The organism is Luteipulveratus mongoliensis (assembly GCF_001190945.1).
Lineage (GTDB): Bacteria > Actinomycetota > Actinomycetes > Actinomycetales > Dermatophilaceae > Luteipulveratus > Luteipulveratus mongoliensis.
This window is the reverse complement of record NZ_CP011112.1, coordinates 3652189-3667590: the sequence shown is the minus strand read 5'-3', so window position 1 is coordinate 3667590 and position 15402 is coordinate 3652189. Positions and strand designations below refer to the sequence as shown.

Here is a 15402-nt window from a genome sequence, read left to right as displayed (position 1 = left end):
GATCATGACGACCAACAAGACTCCCTCCCCGCGCGGCCAGAACCGCTCGGGCAGCCGCAGACGCCCGTCTGGTCGGCCTCCTCGTCGGCCGGCGGAGACACCGGAGCAGCGTGCCGCACGGGTCGAGCGACGTCGCGCGCTGGTCCCGGAGATCACCTATCCGCCCGCTCTGCCCGTCTCCGAGGCACGCGATCAGATCGCTGCTGCGATCCGTGACCACCAGGTCGTCGTCGTGGCGGGAGAGACCGGCTCGGGCAAGACGACCCAGCTCCCCAAGATCTGTCTCGAGCTCGGGCGCGGACTCGACGGGACCATCGGGCACACCCAACCCCGTCGGATCGCTGCGCGCTCGGTCGCCGAGCGCATCGCCGAGGAGCTGCACGTCGAGCTGGGGGAGCAGGTCGGCTACCAGGTCCGGTTCACCGACCACGCCAACCGCGACACCCTGGTCAAGGTCATGACCGACGGCATCCTGCTCTCGGAGATGCAGCGGGACCGCGACCTGCGTCGTTACGACACGCTCATCATCGACGAGGCGCACGAGCGATCGCTCAACATCGACTTCATCCTCGGCTACCTCAAGCAGCTGCTGCCACGTCGGCCGGATCTCAAGGTCATCATCACCTCGGCGACGATCGACCCGGAGAAGTTCGCCAATCACTTTGCTGCGCAAGGCATTCCGGCTCCGGTGATCGAGGTCTCAGGTCGGACGTTCCCCGTCGAGCAGCGCTATCGGCCGCTGGTTCGCATGGACGGCGAGACCGAGGTCGACATCGATCAGGTGACCGGCATCGTCGAGGCTGTCGAAGAGCTCTGGACCGAGTCGCCGCGGGACGGACGTGCCGAAGACGTGCTGGTCTTCTGCTCCGGCGAACGCGAGATCCGTGACGCCGCAGACGCGCTCAAGGCGCTCGACCTGCCGCGCACCGAGATCCTGCCGCTGTACGCGCGGCTGTCCTCGGCCGAGCAGCATCGAGTCTTCAGCCGGCACAGCGGGCGACGAGTCGTGCTCGCCACCAACGTGGCCGAGACCTCGCTGACCGTGCCGGGCATCAGGTACGTCGTCGACACCGGCACGGCGCGCATCTCGCGCTACAGCCAGCGGACCAAGGTGCAGCGGCTGCCGATCGAGCCGATCTCTCAGGCGTCCGCCCGTCAGCGGGCCGGCCGTTGTGGACGCGTCGCTGAGGGCATCTGCATCCGGCTGTACGCCGAGGAGGACTTCGACGCGCGCCCGGAGTTCACCGACCCGGAGATCCTGCGCACGTCACTGGCCTCGGTCATCCTGCAGATGACCTCGCTCGGCCTGGGCGACATCAGCCGGTTCCCGTTCGTGGAGCCGCCGGACTCACGGCAGGTGACGGACGGCGTACGGCTGCTGGAGGAGCTGCAGGCGATCGACCCGAAGGCGACGGACCCGCGGAAGCGGCTGACGTCGTACGGCCGCACTCTGGCAGCCCTGCCTGTCGACCCACGGATGGCCCGGATGCTGGTGGCCGCGGCCGAGAACGGTTCGCTGCGCGAGGTGCTCATCATCGTGGCCGGCCTGTCGATCCAGGACGTGCGCGAGCGACCGGCTGACGCGCAGGCGCAGGCGGACCAGTCGCACGCGCGCTTCAAGGACGAGCACAGCGACTTCATGTCGCTGCTGAACCTGTGGCGATACGTCAAGGAACAGCAGAAGGTGTTGAGTGGCAGCGCTTTTCGGCGGATGTGCAAGCGTGAGTACATCCACTACCTGCGTGTTCGCGAGTGGCAGGACCTGCACACCCAGCTCAAGCAGGCGTGCAAGCAGCAGCACCTGGTGCTCAGCGACAATGAGGCGTCGCCGGACGCTATCCACCAGGCGTTGCTGACCGGACTGCTGTCGCATGTCGGGCTCCGCGACCGGGACCGGCGGGACTACCAGGGCGCGCGCAACGCGCGCTTCTCGATCCAGCCGGGTTCGACGCTCTTCCGTAAGCAGCCGGACTGGGTGATGTCAGCCGAGCTCGTCGAGACGAGCCGGCTCTGGGCCCGGATCAACGCGCGTACGGATCCTGCCTGGGTCGAGCGTGCGGCCGAGCACCTGGTGAAGCGGTCGTACGCCGAGCCGCACTGGGAGCGCAAGCAGGGGAGTGCCGTCGCGCTCGAGCGGGTGACGCTGTACGGCGTCCCGTTGGTGGCCGGTCGCAAGGTGCCGTACGGCAAGGTCGCGCCGCAGGAGTCGCGCGAGATGTTCATCCGGCACGCGCTCGTCGAGGGCGACTGGGAGACCCAGCACCAGTTCTTCCACGACAACCGGGCGCTGGTGAAGCGGCTGTCCGACCTGGAGGCGCGGGCGCGCCGCCGCGACCTGATCGTCGAGGACGAGGCCCTCGTCGACTTCTATGAGGAGCGGATCCCTGAATCCGTAGTGTCCGCAACGCACTTCGACACGTGGTGGAAGAAAGCATCCCGCGAGAACTCGTCACTCCTGACCTACAGCGAAGAGCTGCTGGTCAGCGATGAGGCCGAGACGATCGACGAGTCACAGTTCCCCAAGAGCTGGCGGCAGGGCGATCTACGGCTGCGCCTGACCTATCAGTTCGAGCCCGGCACGGATGCCGACGGTGTGACCGTGCACATCCCGGTGGAGCAGCTCAACCAGGTGCAGGATGTCGGCTTCGACTGGCTGGTGCCCGGTATGCGCGAGGAGCTGGCGGTCGCGCTCATCAAGTCCTTGCCGAAGGCCACTCGCCGCAACTTCGTGCCTGCACCCGATCATGCGCGCGCGGCGCTGGCCCTGACCGACCCGTCCGCCGGCGCGATCACGGACGAGCTGGCTGATGCGCTGACTCAGCGGACCGGCGTACGCCTGCCAGCGGGGGAGTGGGACTGGGCACGGGTGCCGGACCACCTGCGGATGACGTTCCGAGTCGAGGACCGTCGGCGGAAGATGATCGGCGAGGGCAAGGAGCTGGCGGTCCTGCAGGAGCAGCTGGCCGGCGAGGTGCGCTCGACCATGGCGCGAGCCGCCGCCTCTGTAGAGCGAGAAGGCTTGCGGCAGTGGGCTTTTGGCGATCTTCCCGAGACCTTCGAGAGCAAGCAGGGCAGGCAGACGATCCAGGGGTTCCCGGCCGTGGTCGATCACGGTGACACGGTGTCGGTCGAGGTGCTCGCCAGCCAGACCGAGAGCGAGCAGGCGACGCGCCTCGGCGTACGCCGCCTGATCCTGCTCAACACCGAGGTGCCGTGGAAGCAGATCCTCGGCCTGCTCACCAACACCCAACGCCTCGCGATCAGCAACAACCCGCACGGCGGTATGCAGCCGCTGCTCGATGACGCACTGGCCTGCGCGGTCGACTCGGTGGTGGCGCAGCAGTCAGGAGGTGAGGTACGCAGCCCGGCGGCCTTCGAGGAGGCGCTGCGCTCTGTGCGCCAGCTGGTGGTGCCGCGGGTCATCGAGGTCGTCGATCTGCTGGTGCCGGTGCTGAACCACTACCGCGAGGTCGAGCTCGCCCTGACCCGCATGACGCAGCAGTCGGTCGCCGAACTCACGGCCGATGTCCGTGCTCAGCTGGCCGGGCTGATCTATCCGGGGTTCGTCGCGGCCACCGGTTTCGAGCGGCTGCGCCATGTAGACCGCTACCTGCGCGCGATGCTGGAGCGGCTCGCCAAGGCGCCGGCCGATATGAGCCGTGACACAGGGCGTACCGAAGTGGTGCGAGCCGTGGAGGAGGAGCGGCAGGAGCTGATCCGCGAGCTGCCGGCGGGCAGGCGTACCGATGACGCCGTCCTCGAGTTGCGCTGGATGGTCGAGGAGCTGCGCGTGAGTCTGTTCGCGCAGCGGCTCGGCACGGCGTACCCGATCTCCGAGAAGCGGATCTACACCGCCATGGACGCCCTCTGACGATCCCGCACCCACGCGATTGCGAAAGCGGTGGCGAAGGAGATGTGGACGATCATGAACACCCGTGCGAGGTCACGTGCGTCACCCGTGATCACGCCGACGATGTCATTGGCCGCGACCACGCCGAACCCGACAAGATTCGCCAGGAGAACGTTGTTGCGTGCCTCCTCCGCCGCCGCGCGTGATCTCCAGTTGAGCACCGCGATGCCCAAGAACGGCCCGCCGAGAAGCCGAAGCAACGCGACCAGCTCCGGAGCGGGATCACTCGGCACGGCGTCCACACCGAACTGCACTGGCACGAGCAGCAGCGCGAGACCGACCGCGCCGAGATACACGGCCGCGGTGACCAGCAGATTCCTGACCATAGGATGCCCCTTCGCCTCGACTGTTCCGCATCTTGCCGACCGTGGCCGGTCCCTAGCCCGCGCCGTGTGGCACCGGTCCGAAATCCTGGGATGCGTGTCGCGGAAGTCCTGTCAGGACAAGGTGGCCACGTTTCCGGACGTGATCCCGGCTCCATCGCGCATCGGCAACCGTGCTCGTCTCACACTGGCGTATGGCCACGACCTATACGTTCGACATCGTTTCCACCCTCGACGGGTTCGGTTCCTACAACGAGCAGGGCGACTGGGGCGGCTTCTGGGGCAAGCAAGGTCCTGAGTTCCTCGACCGGCGCCTCTCGCTGTACAGCGAGGACCAACGACTGGTGCTCGGAGCGAACACGTTTCGACAGTTCGCGCAGCTGCTGGGTCCGAGCACGGGCGAGCTGAAGGAGCTCGACCCGGTCAATGCTCGGATGAGAGACATGCCGACGACGGTGGTGTCGACGACGCTCGAAGGACCGCTCGACTGGCCGGACGCGACGCTGGTGAGCGGTGACGCTGTCGACGTCGTCGCCCGACTCAAGGCAGAGTCCGAGGTGCCGTTGCGATCGCACGGCAGCCTGTCGATGAACCGAGCCCTGATGGCTGCCGGACTGGTCGACCAGGTCCAGGTCACGATCTTCCCGGTCGTGAGCGGTCAGACCGGCGCGGACCCCATCTTCGGCGGGGCGGCCGACTTCGACCTCGAGCTCATCGAGGCCAGGACGCTCGACGGCCACACCCAAGAGCTCACCTATCGACCCACGCTCCACCGAACGCGCTGACGCGGGTGATCAGTAGGGTCGGCCGCATGGCGACCCTGTTCAGCAAGATCATCGACGGTGACATCCCGGCGCACTTCGTCTGGCAGGACGACGTCTGCGTCTCCTTCGTGGTCATCGACCCGCTGACCGATGGTCACGCGATCGTCGTGCCGCGCGAGGAGATCGACCAGTGGACCGACGCGGACGACGAGCTGATCGCCCATCTCATGGGGGTCGCCCGCCAGATCGGCGTCGCGCAGAAGGCCGAGTGGGATGCCGCGAGAGCGGGGCTCATGGTCGTCGGGTACGAGGTCCCGCACCTGCACGTGCACGTCTGGCCCACGCAGAGCATGGCCGACTTCGACCTGGCGCAGGCCACGCACGGCGAAGACCAGGCTGTGCTCGCGGCCAATGCCGAGCGCCTGCGGACCCGGCTGCGCGCGCTGGGGCACAGCGACGTCGTACCCGACTGAGACGGATCACACGCTCCCCAGGGAATCGGTGAGCCGGGTGAGGCGTTGGAGTGAGCGAGAAGACACACCTGACTCTGGGGAGAGACCGTGCAAGACCCGTCGCAGCTCTACCAGCTGGAGACCGATACGCCGCAGGATGACCTGCGTGCCTCGACGATGATCGTGTCGTTCGGGGGCCTCATCGACGCCGGTCAGACCCAGAAGCTGCTCACCGACCACATCCTGAGCACGCTCGAGACCCAGGTCGTCGCCTCCTTCGACATCGATCAGCTCCTCGACTACCGCGGACGCCGGCCGGTTATGACGTTCGACCGTGACCACGTCTCGGCCTACGACGACCCGACCTTGCTGCTGCACCGCGTCATCGACGAGGAGGGCACGCCGTTCTACGTGCTCTACGGTCCGGAGCCGGACTACCAGTGGGAGCGCGTGATCGAGGCGGTCCGTCAGCTGGTTCGGATGCTCGGCATCCGGATGATCATCAGCGCGCACGGCGTCCCGATGGGCGTCCCGCACACCCGTCCGGTCGGCATGACGCGCTATGCGAGCGATCGCAGCCTGATCCCAGAGAACGACCCGGTCTTCGGGGCCATCCAGATCCCGGCCAGCCTCGAGCAGCTGCTGCACCTGCGGCTGGGGGAGTCCGGGACGGACACGGTGGGCTTCGCTCTGCACGTGCCGCACTACCTCGCGCAGGTCGAGTTCGGTGATGCTGCTGTCGCCGCGCTCGAAGCCATCCACGCGATGACCGGACTGGCGATCCCGGTGGCCGACCTGGCCGCCGCGGCCGGTCTCAACCGAGCTGACATCCAGCGCCAGATCGCCGACAGCGAAGAGGTCGGTCAGGTCGTCTCCGGACTGGAGGAGCAGTACGACACCTTCCACGACGGCCGGCAGCGCAAGAGCCTGCTGGCGACCGAGATGGCTGAGCTGCCTTCGGCCGACGAGATCGGCGAGCAGCTCGAGGCGTTCCTGCGGGACGAGAGCTCGGGCGACGACCCGGACGAGGGCACCGACTTCCTGCGGTAGCACCGGCCGTTAGCCTCTCCGCGTGGACTATCGCGAGTACGACACCCGCCTCGCGGCGTACGCCGTGATCGTCGACGAGCAGGACCGGATCCTGCTCGCACTATGGAACGGTGGACCGTCACCGGAGTGGACGATGCCGGGCGGCGCCGTCGAGCTCGACGAGAGTGTCGAGGAGGCAGCAGTCCGAGAGCTGCGCGAGGAGACTGGCTACGACGTGGTTCTCGGTGCGGTTCTCGGTGTCCACACCGAGGTCGTGCCGGCAGCCGAGCGAATCCGCAGCGAGGACCGGCGCCGCGCGCTGAAGGGCGTTCGCGTCGTCTTCGAGGCCCGGGTCGTCGCCGGTCAGCTGACGGCCGAGACCGACGGCAGCACCGACGAGCCTCGCTGGATCCCGCTCGATGAGGTGGCCTCGCTGCCGCGGGTCGAGCTGGTCGACGCGAGTGTCCAGATGTGGCGGGACCGCGGTCGAGTCGTTCAGCCCTTGGCCTCCGACCAGCGGTGAACGACGCTGGTGTCGGCCACGAACCGCACCGGCGCGCCGCCTGACCAGCGTCGAGCGGCGTCCTGCAGCGCTTGATCCACAGCAGCGACAGCTGCATCAGCGTGCGCCTGCGGCACATGCAGCACGAGCTCGTCGTGCAGACAGAGCACGATCTCGCCGCGCAGCGGTGCCACGGCGGCCCGGACCGTCAGCGCCCAGGCCTTGAACAGCTCCGCCGCGGCGCCCTGGACGACCGCGTTGCGGGTGAACCGTCCGATCGCGCGACGATGCGCGGCCTCACCTCCGGTGCTGACGCGCACGAGGCGGCCGCCGTAGGTCATGACATGCTCGCCGCGCTCACCTCGCCCGGCCGCCTCCTGGAGGTACGCCATCGCCGTCGGGTAGGCCCGCTCCAGACCCTTGAGCGCCTCGCCCGCGGGACCGGACGTCTGCCCGTACATCGCGGCCAGAACCGCGATCTTCGCGATCGGCCGGTCGATGTGCAACCGCGCCGCGACATCGGCGTACAGGTCGTCGGCCACGGTCGCTGCAGCAAAGGCCGTGTCGCCGGAAACCGTTGCGAGCACTCGGGGTTCGACCTGACCGAGGTCGGCGCGGATCAGCACGTGGTCCGGCTGAGCGGCGACGCCAGGACGCAACGGAGCCGGGAGGCTGTGCAGCCCGGCGCTGGCTGTCATCCGACCGGCGCCGCCGTCGCAGACCGTCCACTCGCCGCGGAGCCGGTCATCCGGTCCGACGAATCGGTCCAGCCAGGTCCAGCCATAGGTCGTCGCAATGCGCTCGGACTTGCGCCAGGCGAGCAACGCCTCGACGACCGGATGCATCCCGCGATACGGCTCCAGGCGCCATGACCGGGTGTCGTCCACGCGCAGCCCCACGGCCTGCAACAGCTGCAGCACCTGGGCGGGGTTGCGCAGGTCGGTGCTCTCGCGACCCGGCACGTGCCGCAGCACGAGCTCGTCGCGATCGCGGCGGATCGCCGCAGCGTGCTCCTCGGACTCCGGGCGCGGTCCAGCCGCGAGCGTGATGAGCTCATCCATCCGCGTCCGGTCCAGGGGCAGGCCCCGATGCTCCAGCTCCAGGCACAGGATCCCGGCGCCGGACTCGCTGTACGCCGTCGCGACGGCTTGCGGAGAGCGTGCGGAGAGCATCGCCTGCTGGCGTCCGGCAACGTCGAGCGCGAGAGCTGCCCACTCGACGCACTCGGCCGGCGTGGCCGGCCAGTCCTGGTCGAGGCTGCGCGGTCCGAGGTAGCCGTCGTCGCGCACGAGCGGCTCACCGGGCTGTGGGGTGGCGAGATCGAAGAGGTCGCCGGTCGGCGCGGGCGGGCGTGCGTCGACGTCTAGCTCGTGTGCGGCCGCCCAGACCTCGTCGGGTGCGGCCGACCAGCCGCCCGCCAGGAGGCGGTGTGCCTCCTGCAGGTCCCAGCACCGGCCGAGCCTCAACCCCTCGGCCACCGCTGCTCGCGCTGCGGTCCGGTCCCACCACACCCATCGCGTGGGAGAGGTGCGGTCGCCCTCCAGCTCAGCCATCCGGCGTACGACGGAGGTCACCTCACCGGACGCGACCACCTGAGGCTCGTCCTGCGTCCGTTCGACGATGACGGCGTGGCGACCGGCCCGCGTCGTGACCAGAGCTCGTAGCACCGGTACCGACGACGAACCCCGCACCGGTGACCGGTGCGGGGCTGCGTCGGGTGAGGGGCCGTTCAGCTGTTGCCCTGGCCCTTGTCGTCCTGCTGCCAGGAGCCGCCCTGCTGCGGGTTCTGGTTCCACTGCTGCGGGTCATCCTGGACAGGCGTAGCAGTCGTTGCCTGCTCGTGCACGTTGTCCGAGCCGGCCGGGCGAACAGCCTGCGTCGGAGCGTCGTGGTCATCAGCGGCCGGGACCGCCTGGGTGGGCTGCTCGGCGTTGGCGCCGTAGGGCGAAGCGCCCTGCTGGCCGTAACCGGCCTGCTGCTGGTCGCCATAGCCATGCTGGCCATAGCCGGCCTGCTGCTGGTCGCCATAGCCCTGCTGGCCGTAACCCTGCTGGCCGTAGGACTGGTCGCCGTAACCCTGTTGGCCATAGCCCTGCTGGCCGTAGCCGGCCTGCTGCTGGTCGCCGTAGCCCTGCTGGCCATAGCCGGCCTGCTGCTGGTCGCCATAGCCCTGCTGGCCGTAACCCTGCTGGCCGTAGGACTGGTCGCCGTAACCCTGTTGGCCATAGCCCTGCTGGCCGTAGCCGGCCTGCTGCTGGTCGCCGTAACCCTGCTGGCCATAGCCGGCGGCCTGGCCGTAGCCCTGCTGCTGGCCATAACCCTGCTGGCCGTAGCCACCCTGCGGTCCGGCCGTCGCGGGCTTCTTCTTCATCAGCGCGATCGCGGCCAGCGCCAGTCCGGCGAGCAGCAGGATCGGGCCGAGGATCAGACCGAGGAGACGCAACGCGCCATTGCCGGCCTTGCCCTCCTTGGGACCGACGAAGGTCTGCAGACCGTCCTTGCCATTGCACTGGACCGTGTAGTTGCCCGACTTCATGGTGTCGGTACTACGGGCGATCTCCCAGTACTTGGTCCCGCTGGCGTCGACCGAGAAGTCCGCGGTCGGCCGAAGCAACGGCTGGCCGTTGGCGGTGCAGTTCGCCAGAGTGCGCGCGGACTGGTCGGTGCTGAAGATCGAGAAGCCGGAAGCCTTGGCGTTGACCTGCTGGCCGTTGCCGAAGCCTTCGAGCTTGACGGAGCCGCCGGAGAGCAGACCGACGATCAGCAGGATCAGACCGAGGAGGGCCAGGCCACCGGCGATGCCGAGCTTGGCCTTGTTGGAAGAACTGGACATGGGCGAAACCTAACGCATCGAGGAGGGCCGAGAAGTCACACGGTCACCTTGTCACGGATCTGTCTCTTGATCCGCGCCAGCATGGCGACCATCCCGCGCATTCTCAGGGGTGACACCGCCTCCGCGAGGCCGAATCGGAAGACCACGTCGTCCGGCACGTCCAGGATCGCTGAAGCGGGTTGGCCGTCGAGGCCGGTGTGCAGGATGCCGGCGAATCCTCGGGTGGTCGGAGCCTCGCGGGGAGCCTTGAAGAACAACGAAACTGGAGCATCCGGCGTACCGCGCTCCACCTCGACGGTGAGGAACAGCGGCGACTGACACTCGTGGACCTGCTCGAGGTCGGCGTCGGCATAGCGCTCGGGCAGATCGGGCAGCTCGTCGCTGAGCTCGAGCAGCATCTGGAGCCGGTCCTGCGCAGAGACCGCCTGGAAGTCGTCGATCAGCTCCGCGAAGGGAGCAGGGAGTGCTTCGGTCACGACGCCGGCGCACCGGTCTCGATCGGCACCCGGACGGAGTTGCCCCACTCGGTCCACGAGCCGTCGTAGTTGCGGACGTGCTCGAAGCCGAGCAGGTGGGTCAGCACGAACCAGGTGTGCGAGGACCGCTCACCGATGCGGCAGTAGGCCACCACGTCGTCACTTGTCGCCAGGCCCTGCTCCTGCTCGTAGATCGACGAGAGCTCCTCGCGCGACCTGAACCGGCCGTCCTCCTGCGCCGCCCGCGCCCAGGGCACCGACTTGGCGCCGGGGATGTGACCGCCGCGGACCGATCCCTCCTGGGGATAGTCGGGCATGTGCAGCAGCTCACCGGAGTACTCACCGGGGGAGCGGACGTCGACGAGCGGCTTGCCGAGGTGGTTCAGGACGTCGTCCCGGAACGCGCGGATCGGCGGGTCGTCGCGCTCGGTCACGGGGTAGTCCGCCGGCGTCGCGGTCGAGGCATCGCGCGTCAGCTCGCGGTCTTCGGCGGTCCAGGCGGCACGGCCGCCGTCGAGCAGTCGTACGTCCGGGTGGCCGAACAGGCTCAGCACCCACAGCGCGTACGCGGCCCACCAGTTGCTCTTGTCTCCGTAGATCACCACGGTCGTGTCGCGGCCGATGCCACGCTCGGACATGACCTCGGCGAAGCGCTTGCCGTCGACGTAGTCGCGGGTCACCGGGTCGTTGAGATCGGTGTGCCAGTCGAGCTTGAAGGCACCTGGGATGTGGCCAGTGTCATAGAGCAAGACGTCCTCGTCGGACTCCAGCACGACCAGGTCGGCTGTCTCGTCAGCAAGCCGGTCGGCCAGCCACTGCGTCGAGACCAGACGGTCGGGGTGGGCGTACTCGGCGAAGGCAGGATTCTCGTCGCGGGGAGCAGGCATGCGCATCACCGTACGCCGGGTGTCGGACGGTCCTCGCGGTCAGGTTCACCCTCCGGGATGGGAGGCGATCGGCATACGACTGGCAGGATGAGCGCCATGTTCGGACTCGGAAAGAGCAAGCCCGACCAAGCCGTCCAGCCGAAGAAGGCAGACGGACCTCTCGACAACGCTGCGATGCACCTTGCCGAGCGGCTCCTGGACGTCGGCTTCGACGGCAAGGCCGGGTTCGAACCGGCCAAGAAGGTCGCCCAGGACGCGATGACCAAGCACCAGGGCAATGCCGACAAGGCGATCGCCGAGATCATCGGCGACCACCGCAAGCTCGCTGCGGCAGGCGGATTCCTCACGGGCCTGGGCGGATTCGTCACTCTGCCGATCGCGCTCCCGGCCAACGTGCTCGAGTTCTACATCGTGGCGACGCGGATGACAGCCGCGGTGGCCTCGGTCCGTGGTTACGACATCGATCAGCGCGAGCTGCGCTCAGCGGTCCTCCTCGCGCTGATCGGCGCGGACGCCGATGACCTCCTCAAGAAGGCCGGTGTCGTGAGCACGGGCCGGCTCGCCAACCTGGCGGCACAGCGGCTGCCGGGGCCGGCGCTGCTGGTCGTCAACAAGGCGGTCGGCTTCCGTCTCATCAGCCAGGTCGGACGCAAGGCGTTCGCCAAGCTCGGCAAGGGCATCCCGGTCGCGGGCGGTGTGATCGGTGCCGGCCTGGACGTCTACCTCCTGAACCGGATCGCCGGCTCGGCCAAGAAGGAGTTCCCGCCGCGGACCGCGTGACCGTCCGGGCGCCGGAATGTCCGCGGCGCCTCGGTCGTTGACGTTCTGTTACGGGCTCGGGGGAGTCCGCACGAAGGAGAGCAACATGCCCGCACCTCGTTCACCACGCTCGGTCCAGTGGGGCTCCATGCGCCAGCTGGCCAACGCCGTCAAGGCAGCCAGCGCGCCCGGAGCGCCAGCCGTCGGTGCCCGGCTGTCTGCCATCCCGCGCATGGTCAGGGCGACCATGTCGGGGGAGTACGACGGGTGCTCGCCGATGCATCTCGCCGCGCTGGCAGGCGCCGCGGCGTACATCGTCTCCCCGGTCGACCTGCTGCCGGAGGCGGTCCTGTCGGTGGTCGGCCTGGCCGACGACGCCGTCGTGCTCGCCTGGTTCGCCAGCGCGCTGGTGCGCGACACCGACGATTTCCTGCGCTGGGAGAAGCAGCGGGCCTCGACCGTCCGCAGCCACACCGTGCGCTGAGCCGTTTCCCACACCCCTTCCACGGACGGCCCACTGTCCACAGGCCGTCTCGAGAGGCTTCACGGTCGGTGCTGACCGCTGAAGCCTGGGTCCATGAATCAGAAGCTGCGCGGCCTCGGAGAGCTGGTCGCCTACCTGCCCTACGTCCTCGGGTTCATCCCCAGACGGTCCGTGGTCGTCGTCGGTTCGATCGACGGCACCGTCGGTCCGATCTCGCGCATCGACATCCCGCCCAGCGAGAGGCGGGCCGAGGCGGCCCGTCTGGTCGTCGACCAGCTCGGTCGAGTCGGTCTACGACAGTTCGACCTGGTCGGTTATGACGACGAGGAGGACACGCGGCGGCTGATGGCCACGATCAGGCGTGAGCTGAGCCAGGCAAGCGGAGCGCCGTGCGTGCACGAGGTGCACGTCCGCGAGGGCCAGTGGTCCGTGGCTCGGTGTGCGTGCGGCGGGTGTGAGCGGGATGAGTGGCAGCCGGTCCCTGAGCAGAGTCGGGTGGGGGCCATTGCCGAGCAGGTGCTCCGCGAGGTCGAGCCGTACGCCGACCGAGATGAGCTGGCGGCGAGCGTCGCGTTGGCACACCCGCTGGTCGCGCAGGCGATGCTGACGATGGTCGACCAGCCGTTCGACGCCATGGACGAGCGCGATGAGGACGACGCGGTCGCCGTCGCCTGGTCCGCTGTCCTGGTCACCGATGACGACGCGCTGCCAGTCCACCTGCTGCCGGTCGACACCCTGCTCGACGCGGTCTGCTCGTTGCAGGACAAGGTGTTTCGTGACGAGCTGATGGGCTGGATGGCCCCTGACGCGCTGGGCTTTCGTTCGCACAGCCCTGCGATCCGATCGGCGTTGGACGATGCGCTCGGCCGTCCTGCGTGGCGCGCCGCGCACGGCGCTGCGCCGTTGCAGCGGGACGTCGAGATCGGGCGGGTGACCCACCGGCTGCAGGCGCTGGTCGCTTGCACCCCTGATGTCTGGGTCGACGGGACGGCCACCCTGCTGGCGTACTGGTGCTGGGCGCACGGCAGCGGTGCGTTGGCCGGGATGGCACTTGACCGGGCCCTGGACGCCAACCCGGCGTACTCGCTGGCCCACCTGATCGGTCACGCGCTCAGTCATGGCCTGCGGCCCGGGCAGGGCGATCCCAGCAGCCGAGAGATCGCGTCCTGAGAATTGAGGGCGTCGGTGGGGCGCTGCTACCGTCGTGGATGTCAAGAGTCTCAGCGCCAAGCCCCGGCTGGCTGAGCGGCAACCCTCCACCGCGGTGGGGTGCCCCGGGTGAGGACAAGGTCGAACCACAAAGGCTCGACAAGCGCGGGGCCCGACACGTTGCGAGGCCCCTGACCAGGGAGCGACGCCGTGACCGTGCTGGGCCATCGACGAGCAGCCGCATTGCCCGATGGTGTGCTGGTCTCGTTGCCGGAGGACGCCAACCCGGACGCGTTCGGCGTACGGCTGGGCGCGCAGACCCTCGAGAGCGGTGAGTCGCTGCCCGACGTGACGGTGGCCGTCCAGACGTGGGGTCGGCTCAATGCCGACGCCAGCAACGCCGTCCTCATCGAGCACGCGCTGACCGGCGACGCGCATGTCGTCGGGCCGTCCGGTCCAGGACAGCCGACCGCTGGTTGGTGGCCCGGGTTGATCGGACCCGGATGCGCCATCGACACCGCCCGCTACTTCGTCGTGGCGACCAACGTGCTCGGGGGGTGTCGCGGCACGACTGGACCAGGTTCGCTCGCGCCGGACGGCCGACCGTGGGGATCCCGCTTCCCCAACATCTCCGTACGCGACCAGGTCGCCGTGGAGGCACAGGTCGCCGACCTCCTCGGGATCACGAGCTGGCGCCTGGTCGTCGGAGGCTCGATGGGCGGGATGCGCGTGGCGGAATGGGTGGCGTCCTACCCCACGCGGGTGCGCAGCGCCGCAGTCGTCGCCAGCACCGGCGCAGCATCGGCCGACCAGATCGCATGGGGCCAGGCGCAGATCCTGGCGATCAGCCACGACCCCGACTACCGCGGCGGCGACTACTACGACCAGGGTGTCGTCCCGGCTCACGGGCTCGGGCTCGCTCGTCGGATCGCCCACACGACCTACCGCAGCGCGAGCGAGCTCGAGGACCGGTTCGGTCGAGACGGCCAGGACGGCGAGAACCCTTTGCGCGGAGGCCGATTCGGCGTCGAGAGCTATCTGGACCACCACGCGGCCAAGCTGGTCGGTCGGTTCGACGCCGGCACCTACGTCACCCTCACCCGGTCCATGTCGACGCACGACATCGGTCGCGGTCGGGGAGGGCTGGCTGCGGCCCTGCGGCCCTACACCGGCGACCTGCACGTGATCGCCGTCGACTCAGACCGCCTGTTCCCCGTCGAGCTGTCCGAGCAGCTGGTGCGGGCTCGCGGCTCGGGCTCGGTCCAGCTGATCCACTCCGACTACGGCCACGACGGGTTCCTGATCGAGATCGATCAGGTCGCCGCTGCAGTGGACCGCGCCCTGTCCTCGGGGACAGCCCGCGAGGCCCGCCACGTCCGGTAGCGTCTGGGCAGGACGGCCACCCGCGCCGATCCTGCTGGACTGCTGCCTGATGAGGGAGGCCATCCGTGACTGTCGTGGTGGGTTACGTCGCGACCAAGGAAGGCAAGGCCGCGCTCGAGCGCGCCGTGCAGGAGGCGACCGAGCGGTCGACCAAGCTGCTGGTCCTGGACTCCCGCGCCAGCAAGGCGGACGAGGAGCCTGTGTCGCGGCTCCTCGAGGAGGCCGGCAGGAGCGGCGTCGAGGTCGAGCTGCGCTCGCTGACCCACACCGACGACCCGGCGGAGGACATCATCGCGGCCGCGGACGAGGTCGGCGCAGAGCTGATCGTCATCGGCCTGCGACGGCGTACGCCGGTCGGCAAGCTGATCCTGGGATCCAACGCCCAGCGCATCCTCCTCGACGCGGCCTGCCCGGTGCTCGCGGTCAAGGCTCCGGCGTCCGCCTGAGCTGT

General features: G+C 68.9%; 15 protein-coding genes and 1 riboswitch. Of the genes, 10 read left to right on the top strand and 5 right to left on the bottom strand.

Annotated elements, in window-relative coordinates; genetic code table 11:
* Positions 1-4 precede the first annotated feature (4 nt).
* On the top strand, positions 5-3871 hold the full coding sequence (gene hrpA, locus VV02_RS17430; protein WP_052593514.1) for an ATP-dependent RNA helicase HrpA: 3867 nt from the start codon (positions 5-7) through the stop codon (positions 3869-3871).
* Here hrpA and VV02_RS17425 read toward each other — a convergent pair.
* The gene (locus tag VV02_RS17425; RefSeq protein ID WP_052593512.1) at positions 3847-4236 is read right to left on the bottom strand and encodes a hypothetical protein; all 390 of its coding nucleotides are present in this window, start codon (positions 4234-4236) and stop codon (positions 3847-3849) included. The genes hrpA and VV02_RS17425 overlap by 25 nt on opposite strands.
* Before the next feature lie 191 nt (positions 4237-4427).
* Between VV02_RS17425 and VV02_RS17420 the strand changes: the two genes are divergently transcribed.
* From VV02_RS17420 to VV02_RS17405, 4 genes are all read left to right on the top strand, one after another.
* Positions 4428-5018, top strand: a complete 591-nt coding sequence (locus VV02_RS17420; protein ID WP_052593511.1) for a dihydrofolate reductase family protein — start codon at positions 4428-4430, stop codon at positions 5016-5018.
* A gap of 26 nt (positions 5019-5044) precedes the next feature.
* On the top strand, positions 5045-5470 hold the full coding sequence (locus tag VV02_RS17415) for an HIT family protein (RefSeq protein ID WP_052593509.1): 426 nt from the start codon (positions 5045-5047) through the stop codon (positions 5468-5470).
* Between the two features lie 87 nt (positions 5471-5557).
* The gene (locus VV02_RS17410) at positions 5558-6499 is read left to right on the top strand and encodes a PAC2 family protein (RefSeq protein WP_052593507.1); all 942 of its coding nucleotides are present in this window, start codon (positions 5558-5560) and stop codon (positions 6497-6499) included.
* 22 nt (positions 6500-6521) lie between these two features.
* Positions 6522-7001, top strand: coding sequence for an NUDIX hydrolase (locus VV02_RS17405; RefSeq protein ID WP_052593505.1), 480 nt, complete (start codon positions 6522-6524; stop codon positions 6999-7001).
* Here VV02_RS17405 and VV02_RS17400 read toward each other — a convergent pair.
* The 4 genes from VV02_RS17400 to VV02_RS17385 all read right to left on the bottom strand — a co-directional run bounded on the left by VV02_RS17400 (position 6974) and on the right by VV02_RS17385 (position 11176).
* Positions 6974-8647, bottom strand: coding sequence for a DNA polymerase (locus tag VV02_RS17400; protein WP_245633119.1), 1674 nt, complete (start codon positions 8645-8647; stop codon positions 6974-6976). The two genes, VV02_RS17405 and VV02_RS17400, sit on opposite strands and share 28 nt — an antisense overlap.
* A gap of 62 nt (positions 8648-8709) precedes the next feature.
* Positions 8710-9813 carry a hypothetical protein gene (locus VV02_RS26855; RefSeq protein WP_052593504.1) on the bottom strand — a complete coding sequence of 368 codons (1104 nt, stop codon included), beginning with the start codon at positions 9811-9813 and terminating at the stop codon, positions 8710-8712.
* 35 nt (positions 9814-9848) lie between these two features.
* On the bottom strand, positions 9849-10289 hold the full coding sequence (locus VV02_RS17390; protein WP_052593502.1) for a SufE family protein: 441 nt from the start codon (positions 10287-10289) through the stop codon (positions 9849-9851).
* A complete protein-coding gene (locus VV02_RS17385) occupies positions 10286-11176 on the bottom strand; it encodes a sulfurtransferase (RefSeq protein WP_052597188.1) in 891 nt (296 codons plus the stop codon). The genes VV02_RS17390 and VV02_RS17385 overlap by 4 nt, the downstream gene beginning before the upstream one ends.
* A gap of 96 nt (positions 11177-11272) precedes the next feature.
* Between VV02_RS17385 and VV02_RS17380 the strand changes: the two genes are divergently transcribed.
* The 5 genes from VV02_RS17380 to VV02_RS17360 all read left to right on the top strand — a co-directional run bounded on the left by VV02_RS17380 (position 11273) and on the right by VV02_RS17360 (position 15397).
* Positions 11273-11956, top strand: a complete 684-nt coding sequence (locus VV02_RS17380) for an EcsC family protein (protein ID WP_052593500.1) — start codon at positions 11273-11275, stop codon at positions 11954-11956.
* 85 nt (positions 11957-12041) lie between these two features.
* Positions 12042-12419, top strand: coding sequence for a YkvA family protein (locus VV02_RS17375; RefSeq protein WP_052593497.1), 378 nt, complete (start codon positions 12042-12044; stop codon positions 12417-12419).
* 93 nt (positions 12420-12512) lie between these two features.
* Positions 12513-13589, top strand: coding sequence for a DUF4192 domain-containing protein (locus VV02_RS17370; RefSeq protein WP_052593495.1), 1077 nt, complete (start codon positions 12513-12515; stop codon positions 13587-13589).
* Between the two features lie 39 nt (positions 13590-13628).
* A riboswitch (SAM riboswitch) is annotated at positions 13629-13740 on the top strand.
* A 38-nt stretch (positions 13741-13778) separates the two neighbouring features.
* On the top strand, positions 13779-14951 hold the full coding sequence (gene metX / locus VV02_RS17365) for a homoserine O-acetyltransferase MetX (protein WP_218917436.1): 1173 nt from the start codon (positions 13779-13781) through the stop codon (positions 14949-14951).
* 65 nt (positions 14952-15016) lie between these two features.
* Positions 15017-15397, top strand: a complete 381-nt coding sequence (locus VV02_RS17360) for a universal stress protein (RefSeq protein WP_052593493.1) — start codon at positions 15017-15019, stop codon at positions 15395-15397.
* The last annotated feature ends 5 nt before the right edge of the window (positions 15398-15402 follow it).